The organism is Actinomycetota bacterium, from assembly GCA_019347675.1.
GTDB lineage: Bacteria > Actinomycetota > Nitriliruptoria > Nitriliruptorales > JAHWKO01 > JAHWKW01.
Genome location: JAHWKW010000020.1, coordinates 16,072 through 32,037, shown reverse-complemented (window position 1 = coordinate 32,037; position 15,966 = coordinate 16,072). Strand labels below are relative to the sequence as shown.

Sequence of the window (15,966 nt, the reverse complement as noted above, 5' to 3'; positions counted from 1 at the left end):
GATGCTGAAGCTCGTGTTACCGAAGGGGTCGCTGGAGGCGGCGACCCTCGCGCTGTTCGACGACGCCGACCTGCGGCTGCACCGGGCCAGCGCCCGCGACTACTTCGCGCGCATCGACGACCCCCGCGTCGACGAGGTCGCGATCCTGCGCCCACAGGAGATCCCGCGCTACGTCGAGGAGGGCTTCTTCGACGTCGGCATCACCGGACGCGACTGGATCGAGGAGACCTCCGCCGACGTGCTGACCCTCGCGGAGCTGCACTACTCCAAGGCCACGTCGAACCCGATCCGGGTGGTTTTGGCCGTCCCTCGCGAATCGCCGTGGGAGTCGGCCGACGACGTGCCCGACGGGATCAAGATCTCCACGGAACTCCCGGAGCTGACCCGCCGCTTCTTCGCCGATCGTGGGAAGAAGGTCAAGGTGTTCCTGTCCTACGGAGCGACCGAGGCGAAGGTCGGCAGTATCGTGGACGCCTGCGTGGACGTCACCGAGACCGGCTCGACGCTGCGCAAGAACGGGCTGAAGATCATCGCCGAGCTGCTGGTGTCACGAACGGAGCTGATCGCCAACCACGCCGCCGCCGCCGCGAACGTCGAGAAGCGGGCCGCGATGGATGACCTGCGCACGTTGCTGCTGGGCGCGATCGACGCGCGGGGACGCGTGTTGCTCAAGCTCAACGTCGCCACCGACGACCTCGACGCGGTGTTGGACATCCTGCCCAGCCTGAAAGCCCCCACCATCAACCAGCTCGCGAACGAGGACGGGTACGCGGTCGAGACGGTCGTCGACAAGCGCGGCGTGAACCGGCTGATCCCGGCGCTCAAAGCCCGCGGGGCGTCGGGGATCCTCGAGGTGCCGATCACCAAGATCGTCGCGTAGCCCAGCGCCCATGACGGGTGTGCGTCGCTCGTCCATGCGGTCGTGGCCGGCGAAGACCGCCCCGCAGGCGCCGCTACCATGGTGGCGATCCCCATAGCCCAGGAGGTCGTCGTGCGCCGAGTCGTGTTCGTCGCCTCCGCCGTGGCGGCCATGCTGGCAGTCATCGGCGGACCCGCGTTCGCGGTGCAGGATCCGGGCGTGACCGTGGCGAAGGGGAACTTCACCGGGATCCTGCTCGCCCTCGTCTTCGGGCTGGTCTTCGGCGCGGTCTTCACCGTGCTGGCCTACCGCCGGGTCGAGTTCGGTGAGGAACCCGCCCACGCGGACCTGGCACACGATTCCCGTGAGGGCCTGGGCGGCCACAACGTCCCCGAGCCCGGGATCGAGGACATGCCAACCGGTGGCGGGGCCTGACCGACGAGGAGCGCGTCACATGGCGGAGACGAGCGCGACCGGACCGGACGCCGGCCCGGGCGGCCAGGCACGACAGCCGACCGAAGAGGAGGTTGCGGCCTACCTGGCAGAGCTGCGACGGACCGACGTCACCAGCGTCGTCGCACAGTCCTTCTCCGTGCTCGCCAGCGGGGCCGAGGTGAAGCTCGGTCGGCGGGACGCGCGGCTGCTGATAGACGCCGCTGCGGCGCTGGCCGATGCCGTCCGCTCCCACGCCGACGAGCGGTTGGTGACCCAGATGGATCAGGCTCTCACGCAGCTGCGGACCGCGCAGGTCGACGCTGAAGACGAACTCAACAAGCTCCGGGCCGAAGGCAAGCTGCCGGAGGAGGAGGCCGGCGACCTGCCCACCGGGGATCGCCCCGCGCAGGGGGATGCAGGCGGCGCGGACGACACCCAACCGACCCGCCCGGCGGGGACCTCCAGGCTGTGGGTCCCCGGGCGGTGAGACGGCCGGAGACATCGGCGGCCGTCCGGCGTCGCGTCTCGCGCACTGGTAGCCTCGAGACGAGAACCAGAACAAGCGGGGGCCGCCACTCGTTGCGCCTCCCACCCGGCAGGACAGCGGCGGGACCGTCGCCAACTTCGCCCGGGTCGCGCGACCGGACCGTCGCTCCACCCTGACGGGTGGCGGGCGGTCCGTGACCGACGGCGGCGACGGCCGCCGTCTTGGTGTTTCTCGGGAGGCAACGAACAGGAGGGAGCAGCATCAACGAGGAGCCACGGCTCAACGAGGAGATCCACGAGCGCGAGGTCCGCTTGATCGGGCCTGACGGGGACCAGATCGGGATCGTGCCGCTCGCCGAGGCGCTGCAGTTCGCGCGCGAGCGCGACATGGACCTGGTCGAGGTCGCACCGCAGGCGCAGCCGGTCGTGTGCCGGGTGATGGACTACGGCCGGTTCAAGTACCAGGAGGCCCAGCGGCAGAAGGAAGCCCGCAAGAAGCAGAGCCGTATCGAGGTCAAGGAGATCAAGATGCGGCCGAAGATCTCGGACAACGATTACTCCACCAAGGCGGGTCACGTCGAGCGGTTCCTGAAGGACGGCGCCAAGGTCCGTGTCACCATCATGTTCCGTGGTCGTGAGGTGACCCACCCGGAGATCGGCAAGTCTCATCTCGACCGCCTCGCCGAGGACATGAGTGAGCTCGCAACCGTCGAATCCGTCCCCACCGTGGACGGCCGCAACATGGTGATGGTGCTCGCGCCCCGCCGTGAGCGTGCCAAGAAGGAGGAGGCGGCCAGCTGACCGCCGGTCGCCCGCAACGACGACTGCAAGGGGCTGGACGTGAAACAGAAGACCCACAGCGGCGCCAAGAAACGCTTCCGGGTCACCCGGACCGGGAAGGTGCTTGGCCGCAAGCGCAACAAGAGCCACCTGCTGGAGAAGAAGAGCTCCCGCCGCAAGCGGCGCCTGAGCGGGCCGTTCGAGTTGGCGAACGCGCCGGCGAAGCGGGCCAAGAAGCTGCTCAACAAGTAACCCGTGGTCGGCGGTCGCCACCCCGCCACGAACGATTTGAGGAGGGAGCGCGATGGCACGGGTCAAGCGCGGTGTCCACAGCAAGAAGAAGCACCGTGAGGTCCTGGAGCGTGCCAAGGGCTTCCGTGGCGCACGCAGCCGGCGCTACAAGGCCGCCAAAGAAGCCGTCATGCACGCCGAGCGGTACGCCTACCGCGACCGGCGTCGACGCAAGGGCGACTTCCGCAAGCTTTGGATCACCCGGATCAACGCGGCGGCCCGCCAGGACGGCCTGTCGTACAGCCGCCTGGTGCACGGCCTGAAGCTCGCCGAGGTGGAGGTCGACCGCAAGGTCCTGGCGGACCTCGCGGTCCGCGATCCCGGTGCGTTCTCCCAGCTGGTCGCCGCCGCCAAGACGGCGCTCGGCGACGACCAGGCGTGACAGCCGGGACGGTCGAGGTTCGTTCGCCGCGGAACCCCCGCGTCAAGGCGGCCGCGGCGCTGGCCCGGCGCAAGATCCGCGACGCCCAACAGCGCTACCTCGTCGAGGGTCCCCGTTCGGTCCGTGACCTGCTGACGTCCGGCGATGTCGATGAGGTCTTCGCGGTCCCGGAAATGGCCGTCGATCTCGAAGCGGCGGCGCAGGCGGCGGGCGTGCGCCTGACGGTGGTCGACGAGCCGGTGCTGCGCCACCTGGCGGACAGCGTGACCCCGCAGGGCGCCGTCGCGGTCGCCCGCCAGCGGCGGGCCGACCTCGCCGACGTCGTCGGACGCGGACATCTGATCGTCCTGCACGAGGTCGCCGACCCGGGCAACGCCGGGACCGCCATCCGGACCGCCGCCGCCTCCGGCGCGGCCGGGATCGTGCTCACCGTCGGCTCGGTCGACCCGTGGAACCCCAAGGCGGTCCGGGCCTCCGCAGGGGTGGTCGCCCGCCTTCCGATCGTCACCGGCAGCCCCACGGAAGACGTCCTGGTGGCCTGTGCGGCCGCGGAACAGACCCGGGTGGCCCTGGACGTGGCCGGACCAACCGCGATCGACGCGCCCGGCATCCTCACGCCGCCGGTGGCTCTGCTGTTCGGCAACGAAGCACACGGACTGCCGACACAGATGCTCCAGGCGGTCGACGAGGTGGTCGCCATCCCGCTGCTCGGCCCGGTCGAATCGTTGAACCTCGCCGCGTCGGTCGCCGTGGCCGCGTACGCCGCCGCCCGCGCCGGCGCCAGCCGAGCGGACCGATGAACGCGCACGGCGGAGCGGACACCGCCTTGCCGAACGGGGACCTGGCGGCCTACGAGGTGCTGCCCGAAGCGGTGCTGGTGATCGATGCCGACCAGCGCATCGCCTTCTGCAACACCCGAGCGGGCTTCCTGCTCGGACTGGCGCCCGACGCCACCGGGAAGCGGCTGGTCGACGTCCTCACCATCCTCGACGACACCGGCACGGACGTGGCCAGGTGTCTGCCACCTGCGAGCGCGGTCATCGACCGCTTGGCGGAGCGCCTGCTGAAGGTCCGCCTGCCCGACGGTCGCCTGCGTCCGGTCACGGTGGCCGGAGCACGCCTGCCCAACGGCGGAACGGTCGTGACCTTCCGCAACGCCGGCCGCCAGCAGCGGCTCGACGCCGCACGCAGCGACCTCATCGCGACCGTCTCGCACGAGATCCGCTCCCCGCTGACCAGCGTCAAGGGCTTCACCCGGACGATGCTGGCCAAATGGGACCGGTTCAGCGACGAGCAGAAACAGCAGATGCTGGCCACGATCAACGCCGACGCTGATCGCGTCACGCGGCTGCTGACCGAACTGCTCGACGTCGCCCGCATCGATGCGGGCCGGGTGCAGCTGCACCGGGTCCTGCTCGACGCGGTGGCGGCGGTGGAGCGGGTGGTGGAAAAGGCCGCGCACGACGACGACGCCCGTCCCATCACGATCCAGTCGTCGGGGCGGCCGACCCTGTTCGTCGATCCCGACAAGCTCGAGCAGGTCCTGATCAACCTCGTCGAGAACGCGCTGCGCTACGCGCCCCAGAGCCCGGTGCGGATCGAGATCATCGACCGTGGTGACAGTGTCGAGATCGCGGTGCACGATCGCGGTCCCGGAGTCCCTCCTGACCAGCAGCGGCAGATCTTCGCGAAGTTCTCCCGGGGCCGAGACACCCGCCGCACGGGGACGGGGCTCGGGCTGTACATCACCAAGGGACTGGTCGAGGCCCACGGCGGTCGGGTGTGGGTCGACTCCGAGCCGGGCGACGGTGCGACGTTCCGGGTGGCGCTGCCCAAGCGCGCGCCCGAGGCGGCGATGGGCGCCGGGGGAGACCACGGTTAGTCTCGCACCCCGAACCGAGGTGAGCCTCTGAGCGACGCTCCACAGGAGCGGCGCGAGAGGAGTTGTCTTAGGTCTCCTAAGACGGCGACGGAGGTGTATCGGTGAGCGACGCTCCACAGGAGCGGCGCGAGAGGAGTTGTCTTAGGTCTCCTAAGACGGCGACGGAGGTGTATCGCTGAGCGACGTTCTCCAGGCCGAGGAGCTCGATGCGCTGCAGGACCAGGCCCTGCACGACATCGATCGGGCGGGCGACCTCGACGCGCTGGAGGCGGTCCGTGTCGAGCACACCGGCCGGCGCAGCCGGTTGGCCCGGATCCAGCGGCAGCTCGGCGATCTAGCGCCCGACCAGCGGCGTGAACTCGGCGCCCGGGTCAACGCCTTCCGTCAGGCGTTCGACGAGGCCTTCGAGGCCCGGCAGCGCACCCTGCAGGAAGCCGAGCTGCAGCAGCGACTCGTCCGCGAGCGGCTCGACCTGACCCTTCCGCCGCGGCGGGTCCGCCCCGGTCGCCCGCACCTGCTGACCCAGGTCGAGCAGGAGATCGTCGATGCGTTGGTCGGACTGGGCTACCGGGTCGCGGAAGGCCCCGAGGTCGAGGACGCTGTCTACAACTTCGACCTGCTCAACATCCCGCCTGACCATCCCGCGCGGCTGGAGATGGACACGGTCTACGTCGACAGCGCTGCGGGGATCTTGCTGCGCGCCCACACCTCCCCGGTGCAGGCGCGCGTCATGCTGAGCGAGCGGCCGCCGATCGCCGTGGTCGTCCCGGGCCGTGTGTTCAGGAACGACGCGCCCGACGCGACCCACAGCCCGGTCTTCCAGCAGGTGGAGGGGCTGGCCGTCGCCGAAGGTCTGACCATGGCCCACCTGCGCGGCACGCTGCAGGCCTTCGCTCGGGCGCTGTTCGGCGCGGACCGCGACGTGCGGCTGCGTCCGTCGTTCTTCCCGTTCACCGAACCGTCCGCCGAGGTCGACGTCAGCTGCACGTTCTGCGACGGGACGGACCCGTCCTGCCGGGTGTGCTCGGGAACCGGCTGGATCGAGATCCTGGGGGCCGGGATGGTCGACCCCAACGTCCTGTCCGCCTGCGGGCACGACCCCGCCGACGTCTCCGGTCTGGCGTTCGGGGTCGGCATCGAACGGGTCGCGATGCTGCGCCACGGTGTCCGCGACATCCGCGAGCTCTACGAGAACGACGCCCGCTTCCTGGAACGGTTCTAGGGCCACCATGCGCGTCCCACTGTCCTGGCTGGGCGAGTTCGTCCCGGTGCAGCTGCCGCTCGACGAGCTGCTGGAGGTGATGGGTCGCAACGGCTTGGAGGTCGAGGAGGTCCGCACACCCGGTGCCGGTGTGCGTGACGTGCGGCTGGCCAGGGTGGTGGAGGTCGCTGAGCATCCCCGTGCCGACAAGCTGGTCGTGGTCACGGTCGACGACGGCGGCGGCCAGCGCACGGTCTGCGCCGGGGCGCGGAACATCGCGCCCGGCGATCTGGTCCCGCTGGCCGCGCCCGGGGCCACGCTCCCCGACGGGCGGGGCGGGACGCTGACGATCGAGCGCCGCGACATGCGCGGCGTCGTCAGCGACGGGATGCTGTGCTCGGCGCGTGAGCTCCAGATCGCCGACGACCACGCCGGCATCATGATCCTCGACTCCGCCGAACTCCCCGCGCGGGCCGCGCCTGGCAGCGACATCCACGCCGTCATGCCGCTGGGCGAACCGGTGCTCGAGGTCGCCGTCCCCGCCGATCGCGGCGACCTGCACTCGGTCTACGGCGTGGCCCGCGACCTGGCCGCGATCCTGGACGTCGAGCTCGCCCCACAGCCGGATCCCACGCGCTCACCGCGCGTCCGCGGCGACCACGGCCCCGTCCCGATCACCGTCGACGCCGTCGACGGGTGCAGCCGGTACGTGGGGTGGGTCGTCGGCAACGTGGTCCCAGGCCCGTCCCCGTGGTGGCTGCGGCGGCGGTTGGAGGTCTGCGGGATCCGGTCGCTGACCAACCTGGTCGACGTCACAAACTACGTGATGCTCGAGCTCGGCCAGCCGCTGCACGCCTTCGACCTGGCCACGTTGGCCGGACCCGCGATCGTCGTGCGCTGGGCGGTCCCGGGGGAGCGGCTGACGACCCTGGATGGGCGGACCCGGGAGCTGCAACCGACCGACCTGGTGATCGCCGACCGCGACCGGGCGGTGGCGCTGGCCGGCGTGATGGGCGGCCACGACACCGAGGTCGGGACCGCCACCGGCGACGTGCTGCTGGAGTCGGCCACGTTCGACGCGGCGGCGGTGCGCCGCACCGCTCGCCGGCTCGGCGTCCCGTCGCAGGCCAGCATCCGCTTCGAGCGGGGCGTCGACCCCGACGGCGCCTGGCGCGCCGCCGCCCGCGCGGTCGAGCTGCTCACCACGCTGGCCGGCGGGACCGACGCCGGTGTCACGGTCGGTGGCTCCGGTGCGCCCCGCCGGGACCCGATCGCGTTCCACACCGGCTGGGCGGCGCGGTTCCTGGGCCTGCCTGGCCTGGCGGCCGACGACCAGGCGGCCCTGCTGGCGCGGGCAGGCATCGCCACGGAACGTCGCGACGACCACGTCCTGGCCGCCACACCGCCGTCATGGCGGGGCGACCTGCAGCGCCCCGCGGATCTGGCCGAGGAGGTGGCTCGCCTCTACGGCTACGAGAAGATCCCCGCGACGCTCCCACCGGTCGCGGTCCGCGGCGGGCTGACCGCCCGCCAGCGGGCCGAGCGGGACGTCCGCGCAGCGGCGCTGGCGGCCGGGTTCCACGAGGCACAGACCTACCCCTTCGTCGGCGCGGGCGCACTGTGCCTGATCGCGCCGCACGACACCGGCCCGGTCCGCCTGGAGAACCCGCTGCAGAAGGACGCCGCCGTGCTGAGGCCCAGCATCGCCGACGGCCTGCTCGGAGCCGCGCGGTACAACCTCGGGCAGGGTCGTCCCGGCCTGGCCCTGTTCGAGATCGGTCGGATCTTCCGCTCAGCGGGTGGTGGACTGGCCCGGCTCGCCGGGATGTCGGCGCTGTTCACCACCCACGCTGGCGCCCCGCTGCCCGCCCAGCCGATGGTGCTCGGTCTGGTGGCGTACGGTCCGCGGTCCGGGAGCCGGTGGCGGGATCCTGCCGCGACCTGGGACCTGTACGACCTGCTGGCGGTCTACGACGAGGTGGTCGCCCGTTTGGCGCACGACCCCGACGATCCCGGCTGGCAGCTCGAGCGCCGCCCCGCCGAGCGCGACGTGCTGCACCCGGGGCGGACAGCGGTGTTGCGCTGGCGGGGCGAGGACATCGGTGTGGTCGGACAGCTGCATCCCACGGCGGCGGAGGCCCGCGACCTGCCCGACACCACCGTCGTCGGCGAGCTTCTCCTCGAACCGCTGTGGGAGCACCTGCGCGCCGAGCCGCTCACCCCCCGCTCCGCCACCGCCCTGATCCGCCACCCCGCGGTCACCGTGGACGTGGCCGTTGCGGCTGCCGACGAGATCCCATACGCCCGGATCGAACAGGCGGTGCGCGAGGGCGCCGGGGACGTGCTCGACGGCCTGTGGTGGTTCGACGAGTTCCGCGGCGAACAGCTGGGGCCCGGCCGCCGCAGCCTCGCGTTCCACCTCCGGTTGCAGGCCCCCGACCGGCAGCTGACCGACGACGACGCCGACCGCGTCATCGACGACGTCGCCGCCGCGGTCGAGGGGGTCGGAGCGACCCTGCGTCGCTGAGCCGTCGCAGATTGCGCATACTGGGCACATGAGCACCGATCGGACCCGCCCGGACGGCCGCCAGGTCGTCCTCCGCGACGGCAGCCGCGCTGAGCTGCGTCCGATCCTCCCCGAGGACAAGGACACGCTCCGACGTGGCTTCGAGGAGCTGTCGCCTCGGTCGCGGTACCTGCGGTTCCACACGAACCTCCCGGAGCTGACGCCCGGCCAGCTCGCGTACCTGACCGAGGTGGACCACGAGGACCATGAGGCCTGGGTGGCGTTCGACCTCGACGATCCCCAGACGCCGGGGATGGGCGTGGCCCGCTACGTCCGCCTCGCGGACGAACCGACGGTGGCGGAGGCGGCGGTGACCGTCGTGGACGCGTACCAGCGGCGCGGGCTCGGCACCGTGCTGTTGCAGGTGCTGGCCGACGAGGCACGTCGCCACGGCATCGAGGTGTTCCGCTCCTACGTCCTCGCGGACAACGACGCGATGCTCGAGATGCTCCAGGCGCTCGGAGGTGAGGTCACCGGCCGCGATGCGCGGGTGGTGCAGGTCGACCTCGAGATCGGCGACAGCGACGCGGTCGACGACAGTGCCGTCCGCCGCGTCCTGCGCGCGGTCGCGGCGCGGGTCATCCCGGGGCTGTCGCGGGTCGTGCCGCCGTTGTGGCGGGCGGCGGAGGACAACGACCGCCGCACAACGCGCTCAGCGGACGACCGTCACGGCGAGCCGGGATCACGGGAGCTGGGCAGCTGGCTCGATGCAGCGCTCGACGCCGAGGAGAGGTGACGCGTGGTCGACAGTCTGCCTACGGCGCCGCTCGCCGGGACGAAGGGCTCCGGCGCTACGTTCGCCTGGTGGTGTGGGATCTGTTCGAGCGGTGCGCTGAGGTGGCCGCCGCGCTCGTCGCAAGTGAGGCGGTCGCCGCCGCGTGGGCAGCGCCGAGCTCACTGCCGGGCTACACGGTCGCGGGTCTCGCCGGCCACCTGGCGCGTGCGGTGTTCACCGTCGAGGACTACCTGGAGGTGCCAGCCCCGCCACCAGATCGCGAACTGACGGATGCGGCAGGCTACTTCGTCGTCGTCCTGGGATCTCACGATCCGCGCGACAGCGAGCTCCATCGCACCATCCGCGGACGCGCAGACACGGGCGCTGTCGGGCCTGACGCGCTCGCACACGCCATCCGCGACGCGACCCGTCGGTTGCGCGAACGTCGATCGACCATCAACCGGCAAGCTCCGGTCGGGGTTCTCGACGGCGTGGCGCTGCCGCTCGTCGAGTACCTCAAGACCCGTCTCGTGGAGCTGGTGGTGCACATCGACGATCTCGCGGTCAGCGTCGATCAACTGCCCGCCCTTCCCGCCGATGCGTACCGTCTCGTGGCGTGCGTCCTCAGCCAGGTTGCAGCCCTCCGCGAAGGAGGACTCGACGTCGTGCGGAGCCTCGCTCGCCGCGAGCGACATCCCGATGCCGTCCGCGCGCTGTGAGCCCAGCCGCCATCACCGACGCGCGTGCGAGACTGCCGGGTCGACAGGATCCCGACGAACGGTGCCGACCATGACCAACGACCACACGACGAGCCCTACCGCCGGCGTCATCGGCGAGGCTGTCCAGCTCTACAAGGAACACTGGCAGCACCTTGTGAGCATCGCGCTGCTCGTCTACCTCGTCATCGCGATCCTCAGCCTGGTCGCGACCGCCGCGCTGGGGATCCTCGGCGCGTTCCTCGCCGGGGTGCTGGGCATCGTTGGCGTCTTCTGGCTGCAGGGAGCTCTCGTCCGGGCGGTCGAGGATATCCGCGACGGTCGGGTCGACCTGTCGATCGGCGAGACTTTCGAGGGGGTCAAGCCCCACATCGGCCCGATCACCGGAGCCGGGATCCTGGCCGGCATCGGCATCGGGATCGGTTTGCTCCTACTCCTCATCCCCGGCCTCTACCTCATCACGATGTGGAGCGTCCTCATCCCGGTGATCGTGCTGGAGCGCCGCGGCGTCGCCGACGCGTTCGGACGCAGTCGGACGCTGGTGAGCGGGCATGGGTGGAGTGTCTTCGGTGTGATCATCCTCGCTTGGCTGGTCCTGATCGTCGCCGAGCTCGTGATCGCGCTGATCACCGCACCGTTCGGGCAAACGGCCGGAGGGTTCCTCTCCGATCTCATCGGCGGCACGGTCGCCAGCCCCTTCGTGGCGCTGGTCTGGACCCTGGTGTACTTCCGGCTGCGCGGCCGGGAGGGTGCCCAAGCCGGACCCGAACCGACGTAGGCGGCGTCGGGACGCCGGCCGCCAACGGCAGCGAGTCGCAGCCCCTTGCTGGAGGACGGAAGCTGCTGATCGCTCATGGCCGGAGCGCTTGCGAAAGTCGACAGGGAGGCGAGGTTGCCGGTCAGGTAGGCCTGGAGGGTGGGCGCGATGCAGGCGACCACGGTGTCGTGGTCGGCCGAAGCGAGTGGCACTGTGCGCAGGGTCTGAGCGTCGGACGCAGGAACTGCCTCGAAACGGCTGTCAGCGGCCATTTTCGCGCTCCACCGTCGTCCCTGTGGCAACAACTGGCAAACGAAACGCCCAGGATGCTCGCCGCGACGGTGTCGGCGGCGTGCTGGTCCAGCCGGTCGGTGACGTGCTGGTACACGTCTGCCGTGATCGCCGTCCGGGCGTGGCCCAGCCGCTGTGAGACCACCTTCAGCTCCACGCCGGCCTCGAGGGCGCCGCGCGAAGGACCGCGTTGCGACGCACCGGGATGGTTGGCTGTCCGCCATCACGGAGCAGGAACACGGGCATGGTCGAGCGAACCGAGCGGATCGAACGCACGCTGTCGGGCGACACCGGGGAGGAACCGCGATGACACGGCACCGTCACGACAACGGCGAGCTGGTGCGTCGACCGGTCGAACACGACGACGTCGAACACCACCAGGACGCTGACCCCGGGCTGCTCGTGGTCACCGGTGCCCCTGCCCAGGTATGCCCTGCTTGTGACGAGTACTGGTTCGATGAGGAAACGGGTCTCGCCCTGGCTGAACTGATCCGTCAGCATCGACCCGCACCCGGCGAGGTACGCACCATCGCGTGGGTCGAAGTCCACGCCGCCTGACGAGAGCGGGCCTACGCGCGAGCGCTACACGAATACAACCCGGCCTCGGGGGGAGTGCCGTACGAGAACGGGGGGCGAGCTGTGATGCCATGACACCGGCGAGAGTGACGCTGACTGCCAGTTCATTTCTCGCTTGGCAGTTCGTCGTGCTCGACATCGTCAATCGGGGCGCCGGCAAGCTCACGATCGAGCGATTCTCGGTACGCGAGGCAACCGCGCAGGAACTTCGGCCATGGCGGTACGGCAATCTCCGCATCGATCGGCTCAGGCAGCAGACCCCAGAGCTGGGGATGATGCCAGCAGAGATCGTGGCCCGAACTGTCCCGATGAGCACGGATGCCCGCCCGGAGTCGCTTCACCTCGGCGATGAGCGCCTCGCGGTCAAGGCTCTCCAGATCCTCGTCCGTCGCTTGCCCTTCCAGAACCTGTTCCAGAACACGACGACCCTACGCCGACAGGTGGCGTCCCGCTGCCGTTGACAGCGCCAGCCCATCTCCCCGCGCATTCTGGAGGAACGGGATAACCGCCGGTATGAGCTGCGGCAGGACGCCAGCGCGGGGAGCCGTTCTCGAACGGTGGGCGCTATCATTGCGATAGCACCACTAGGGAGGGCCCTACGATGGGTGATCTGTTGATCCGCGATCTGCCTGCGAGCACGCACGATGAACTCAAGCGTCGTGCTCAGGAGGCAGGCATGAGCCTCCAGGCGTACGTGACCCAGCTCCTCGAGCGCTCCACCGTGACACCCACGCTCGCGGAGTGGCTCGATCGGCTGGACGAGCTGCCTCGTCACCGCGAGATCTCCGGAGCTGAGACGATCCGTGCGGTGCGTGACGAGCTGCCGTGATCTACGTCCTCGACGCGTCCGCCGTCGTCGACCTTGTGGTGCGCAGCGAACCCGGTGAACAGGTCCGTCGACGGCTCACGGCGGATCGCGATGCGGCCCTGATCTCCGTGGCGCACCTCGACGCGGAAGTCTTCTCGGCGCTAGCCCGTCTACATCGAGCAGACCAGCTCGACGCTGGTGAGGTGAGCGAACTCCTGCAACGGCTCGCCAGCATGGACATGCGTCGTGTACCGATCACTGGTGGGTTGCTGGCAGCGGCCTGGAACATGCGGGACAACGTGGCGGCTCGTGATGTGCTCTACGTGGCCGCCGCCATAGGCGTCGAAGGAGCGCTGATCACAACGGACGAACGTCTTGCGCGTGCCGTCCCCGACCTTGCTGTCACGCTCAGCGAGTAGACGGGATCCGCCGACAGCGGTGGGCGCGCTGTACGAGCTGTGCTGCATGAAGGGGTTCGGTGATGCAGCCCGCGTGTTGCGCGACGAGTACGACGGGTCCTACGAGTCGTTCCTCGAGGACTTCTTTTCCCGGCCGCCGATGAGCAAGGAGCCCGACGCGAATCTGACCATGACCTACGGGATCGCGGCCCGAGGAGGACGGCACCGTGCAGCTGCCCTTCGACATCAACACCGGACGACTGATCGACGATATCTGGCAACGGTGGCTGGACTGGGACCCGGTCCGGATGGCGGCCGGTCACGCCGATGCGCTGCGGTCACAGAAGGCAATCTGGCTCGACGCGGGCAAGAAGGACGAGTGGTACCTCGACTTGGGTATGCAGGCGTTCGTCAAGGAGCTCGACGCCATCGGCGTCACGGACGTCCGCCAAGAACTTTTCGACGCCAAGCATGGCGGCCGCGAACGTGAGGTTCTCGCTGACGGTGAGGTCCGCGTGGACCGTGGACGCCGCCATACGGACCTGGCTGGGCAGCTGTGGCTCAGCGCCAGCGCACCACCCGGACGACGTCGGAGAAGTCGTCCGTCCAGACCGGCGCGTGCCCGGTTTCGGCGGTCAACGGCCGCCACGTCCCTCGCGAGGCGCTCTGTGGGGCCTCGTCGTGCCCGCCGACGCGGTCGTCGCGCCCGGGGCGTGGCGACCTCTGGCCGAGGGATTCCAGGACCTGCGCGGACTCGGCGAGGACCACCCAGTTGAGCCTGCCCCGGACGGGATCGCCCGCGTCGCTGCGGACCACCCCGGTGAGGCCCAGATGTGCGGCGACCCCGGCCACGACGGGCTCGAGGTCGATGTGACGGTTGCTGGTGTGGAAGGCCAGCACGCCGCCCGGCGCGAGCTTCGAGCGGTACATCTGCACCGCCTCGGCCGTCAGGAGGTGGACGGGGATCGCATCCGAACTGAACACGTCCACCACGATGATGCCGTAGTGACGATCGGGGGCGTCGGCCAGCGCTGAACGCCCGTCGCCGAGGACGATGTCGACGTCGGCGGCCGTGTCGCTCAGGTAGCTGAACAGCTGCGGGTCGGTGGCGATGTCGACGATGGCCTGGTCGATCTCGTAGAAGGTGAACGCCTGCCCGTCGCGCCCGTAACCAGCCAGCGCCCCGGTCCCGAGACCCAGGATTGCGACGTTGTCGGTGACCGGCCGCTGGCCGTAGACCGCGAACACCTCACCGATGGGACTCGTGGGGTGGTAGTAGCTCTGCGGGACCGTTACCTGTCCGGGGCGGCGGTCCTGTGACCCGTGGATGGTGGTGCCGTGGACGAGCACGTGCTGGTCGCCTTCCGCCTCGACACGTGCGACGCCGAAGAAGGTTCGTTCCGTGCGCAGCGCATCGGTGCTCACCGGCATGGCGGTGGCGAGCACGACCGAGACGCCCACGGCGAACGCGGCCGGCCGCCGCTCGGCGACCAGCGACACCACGCGACGGGCGCCCAGGAGCAACCCGACGACCACCGCCGCTGCCACGTACCCACCGCGCTCCACCCCCTGCTGGAGCAACCACGGGGCGCCGAAGACCGCCGAGGCCTCCAATGCGCGCCGCCTGGGTGCCACGGGGCGGGGTCGCGGCCCACGGGCCTGCAGGCCGACCAGGACCACGACCGCTGCCGCAGTCACCAGCAGGTACTCGATCACGTGGTCGAACAGCACCGGGGCGAGCAACCCGTTGAACACCCCGCCGAGCGCCCCGCCGATGGACACCAGCAGGTAGAAGTGGGTGAGCCTGGCCGGTGGCGGGCGGTCGTCCGCCAAACGCCCGTGCGCGACCAGCGCCACGGTCGTGAAGAACAGCAGGTGGAGGGTGATCTCGAAGCCGGCCGGGAACGTCAGCCCAGGGATCATGGTCACAGCGATGGCCAGCGTCGCCGCAGGGAGCACGCGACCAGCCGCGAGCGCGACGCGCGGGCGGCGCTGAGCGAACGCGACGATGAAGCTCAGCAGGTACACCGACAGGGGGACCACCCACAGCAGAGGGAACGCTGCGATGTCCGTGGACACGAACTGGGTCAGACCCAGCATCAGGCTCGACGGGAGGAACGCCAGCATCACCCAGGTCAGCTGACGGCGCCGGCCGACAGACGCCACGCCGCTCGGCGCGTCGCCCCCCGCCGGCGTTCCCGGCTCGGATGCCACTGCCCGACGCCGGTGCACGGTCGCCACACACGCCAGCGCGAGGACGACGAAGATCGCGTACCCAGCCGACCACAGGCGCGTCTGGGTCGGCAGGCTCAGCGTCGGCTCGATCAGGAAGGGGTAGGCGAGCAGGGCCAGGAGACTCCCGGAGTTGCCGGCGGCGTACAGGAAGTAGGGGTCGCCGGCTCGATGATGGTCGGTCGCGGAGTACCACAGCTGCAGCAACGGAGCGGACGTGCTGACCAGCAGGAACGGTGCTCCCACCATGACAGCCAGGACGTAGAGCAGCCACACGGCGGGCATGACCCCGTCCGGCGGGAACGCCTCCACCGGGAGGGCGACCGGAAGGACCAGCAGGGGAGCCGCGAGTGCGGCGACATGGACCACCGTCTGGCGGCGGAGCCCCAGCCACCGGGTCGAGAAGTGGGCGTAGCTGTAGCCGGCGAGCAGCACCGTCTGGAAGAACAGCATCGAGGTGTTCCACACCGCCGGTGATCCGCCGAACGTCGGCAGCACGAGCTTCGCGACCATCGGCTGCACCATGAACAGCAGCCCGGCGCTCACGAACGAAGCGACCGCGAACAGGAGCACCACCAACATCGCGTGCTG

The 15,966-nt window shown here is 70.3% G+C and carries 19 protein-coding genes; 17 read left to right on the top strand and 2 right to left on the bottom strand.

Annotation, left to right across the window (positions count from 1 at the left end):
• Nucleotide 1 precedes the first annotated feature (1 nt).
• The 17 genes from hisG (at nt 2) to KY462_13445 (ending at nt 13,164) form a co-directional block, all read left to right on the top strand.
• Nucleotides 2-880, top strand: a complete 879-nt coding sequence (gene hisG / locus KY462_13525; protein ID MBW3578732.1) for an ATP phosphoribosyltransferase — start codon at nt 2-4, stop codon at nt 878-880.
• A gap of 111 nt (nt 881-991) precedes the next feature.
• Nucleotides 992-1,294 carry a hypothetical protein gene (locus KY462_13520; GenBank protein ID MBW3578731.1) on the top strand — a complete coding sequence of 101 codons (303 nt, stop codon included), beginning with the start codon at nt 992-994 and terminating at the stop codon, nt 1,292-1,294.
• Nucleotides 1,295-1,313: 19 nt separating this feature from the next.
• On the top strand, nt 1,314-1,781 hold the full coding sequence (locus KY462_13515; protein ID MBW3578730.1) for a hypothetical protein: 468 nt from the start codon (nt 1,314-1,316) through the stop codon (nt 1,779-1,781).
• 260 nt (nt 1,782-2,041) lie between these two features.
• Nucleotides 2,042-2,581 carry a translation initiation factor IF-3 gene (gene infC, locus KY462_13510; GenBank protein MBW3578729.1) on the top strand — a complete coding sequence of 180 codons (540 nt, stop codon included), beginning with the start codon at nt 2,042-2,044 and terminating at the stop codon, nt 2,579-2,581.
• A gap of 39 nt (nt 2,582-2,620) precedes the next feature.
• On the top strand, nt 2,621-2,812 hold the full coding sequence (gene rpmI / locus KY462_13505; GenBank protein ID MBW3578728.1) for a 50S ribosomal protein L35: 192 nt from the start codon (nt 2,621-2,623) through the stop codon (nt 2,810-2,812).
• Nucleotides 2,813-2,864: 52 nt separating this feature from the next.
• The gene (gene rplT / locus KY462_13500) at nt 2,865-3,233 is read left to right on the top strand and encodes a 50S ribosomal protein L20 (GenBank protein MBW3578727.1); all 369 of its coding nucleotides are present in this window, start codon (nt 2,865-2,867) and stop codon (nt 3,231-3,233) included.
• Nucleotides 3,230-4,033, top strand: a complete 804-nt coding sequence (locus KY462_13495) for an RNA methyltransferase (protein ID MBW3578726.1) — start codon at nt 3,230-3,232, stop codon at nt 4,031-4,033. The genes rplT and KY462_13495 overlap by 4 nt, the downstream gene beginning before the upstream one ends.
• A complete protein-coding gene (locus KY462_13490) occupies nt 4,030-5,115 on the top strand; it encodes an ATP-binding protein (protein ID MBW3578725.1) in 1,086 nt (361 codons plus the stop codon). The genes KY462_13495 and KY462_13490 overlap by 4 nt, the downstream gene beginning before the upstream one ends.
• Nucleotides 5,116-5,290: 175 nt before the next feature.
• Complete coding sequence (pheS, locus tag KY462_13485) at nt 5,291-6,337, top strand: phenylalanine--tRNA ligase subunit alpha (protein ID MBW3578724.1); 1,047 nt, start codon at nt 5,291-5,293, stop codon at nt 6,335-6,337.
• A gap of 7 nt (nt 6,338-6,344) precedes the next feature.
• Nucleotides 6,345-8,843: a phenylalanine--tRNA ligase subunit beta gene (gene pheT, locus KY462_13480; protein MBW3578723.1), complete on the top strand. Its 2,499-nt coding sequence runs from the start codon at nt 6,345-6,347 to the stop codon at nt 8,841-8,843.
• A gap of 28 nt (nt 8,844-8,871) precedes the next feature.
• Nucleotides 8,872-9,618: a GNAT family N-acetyltransferase gene (locus KY462_13475; protein ID MBW3578722.1), complete on the top strand. Its 747-nt coding sequence runs from the start codon at nt 8,872-8,874 to the stop codon at nt 9,616-9,618.
• On the top strand, nt 9,615-10,316 hold the full coding sequence (locus KY462_13470; GenBank protein ID MBW3578721.1) for a maleylpyruvate isomerase N-terminal domain-containing protein: 702 nt from the start codon (nt 9,615-9,617) through the stop codon (nt 10,314-10,316). The genes KY462_13475 and KY462_13470 overlap by 4 nt, the downstream gene beginning before the upstream one ends.
• A gap of 70 nt (nt 10,317-10,386) precedes the next feature.
• Nucleotides 10,387-11,091, top strand: coding sequence for a hypothetical protein (locus KY462_13465; protein ID MBW3578720.1), 705 nt, complete (start codon nt 10,387-10,389; stop codon nt 11,089-11,091).
• 576 nt (nt 11,092-11,667) lie between these two features.
• Nucleotides 11,668-11,919, top strand: coding sequence for a YgiT-type zinc finger protein (locus KY462_13460; protein MBW3578719.1), 252 nt, complete (start codon nt 11,668-11,670; stop codon nt 11,917-11,919).
• A gap of 89 nt (nt 11,920-12,008) precedes the next feature.
• Nucleotides 12,009-12,398, top strand: a complete 390-nt coding sequence (locus KY462_13455) for a hypothetical protein (GenBank protein ID MBW3578718.1) — start codon at nt 12,009-12,011, stop codon at nt 12,396-12,398.
• 140 nt (nt 12,399-12,538) lie between these two features.
• Nucleotides 12,539-12,766 (top strand): antitoxin, encoded by a 228-nt coding sequence (locus KY462_13450; GenBank protein ID MBW3578717.1) that lies wholly within the window; start codon nt 12,539-12,541, stop codon nt 12,764-12,766.
• Nucleotides 12,763-13,164 (top strand): PIN domain-containing protein, encoded by a 402-nt coding sequence (locus KY462_13445; protein ID MBW3578716.1) that lies wholly within the window; start codon nt 12,763-12,765, stop codon nt 13,162-13,164. The genes KY462_13450 and KY462_13445 overlap by 4 nt, the downstream gene beginning before the upstream one ends.
• 317 nt (nt 13,165-13,481) lie before the next feature.
• Here the strand turns inward: KY462_13445 and KY462_13440 are convergent, their stop codons facing one another.
• Nucleotides 13,482-13,679 carry a hypothetical protein gene (locus KY462_13440; protein ID MBW3578715.1) on the bottom strand — a complete coding sequence of 66 codons (198 nt, stop codon included), beginning with the start codon at nt 13,677-13,679 and terminating at the stop codon, nt 13,482-13,484.
• Nucleotides 13,680-13,704: 25 nt separating this feature from the next.
• Entirely contained in the window at nt 13,705-15,957 is a 2,253-nt protein-coding gene (locus tag KY462_13435) for a fused MFS/spermidine synthase (protein MBW3578714.1), read from the bottom strand.
• Nucleotides 15,958-15,966 lie beyond the last annotated feature (9 nt).

Coding starts and splice junctions, on each gene's coding strand:
- hisG (MBW3578732.1), top strand. CDS start 2: ATGCTGAAGCTCGTGTTACCGAAGGGGTCGCTGGAGGCGGCGACCCTC.
- KY462_13515 (MBW3578730.1), top strand. CDS start 1,314: ATGGCGGAGACGAGCGCGACCGGACCGGACGCCGGCCCGGGCGGCCAG.
- rplT (MBW3578727.1), top strand. CDS start 2,865: ATGGCACGGGTCAAGCGCGGTGTCCACAGCAAGAAGAAGCACCGTGAG.
- KY462_13490 (MBW3578725.1), top strand. CDS start 4,030: ATGAACGCGCACGGCGGAGCGGACACCGCCTTGCCGAACGGGGACCTG.
- pheT (MBW3578723.1), top strand. CDS start 6,345: ATGCGCGTCCCACTGTCCTGGCTGGGCGAGTTCGTCCCGGTGCAGCTG.
- KY462_13475 (MBW3578722.1), top strand. CDS start 8,872: ATGAGCACCGATCGGACCCGCCCGGACGGCCGCCAGGTCGTCCTCCGC.
- KY462_13465 (MBW3578720.1), top strand. CDS start 10,387: ATGACCAACGACCACACGACGAGCCCTACCGCCGGCGTCATCGGCGAG.
- KY462_13460 (MBW3578719.1), top strand. CDS start 11,668: ATGACACGGCACCGTCACGACAACGGCGAGCTGGTGCGTCGACCGGTC.
- KY462_13455 (MBW3578718.1), top strand. CDS start 12,009: ATGACACCGGCGAGAGTGACGCTGACTGCCAGTTCATTTCTCGCTTGG.
- KY462_13450 (MBW3578717.1), top strand. CDS start 12,539: ATGGGTGATCTGTTGATCCGCGATCTGCCTGCGAGCACGCACGATGAA.
- KY462_13440 (MBW3578715.1), bottom strand. CDS start 13,679: ATGGCGGCGTCCACGGTCCACGCGGACCTCACCGTCAGCGAGAACCTC.
- KY462_13435 (MBW3578714.1), bottom strand. CDS start 15,957: ATGTTGGTGGTGCTCCTGTTCGCGGTCGCTTCGTTCGTGAGCGCCGGG.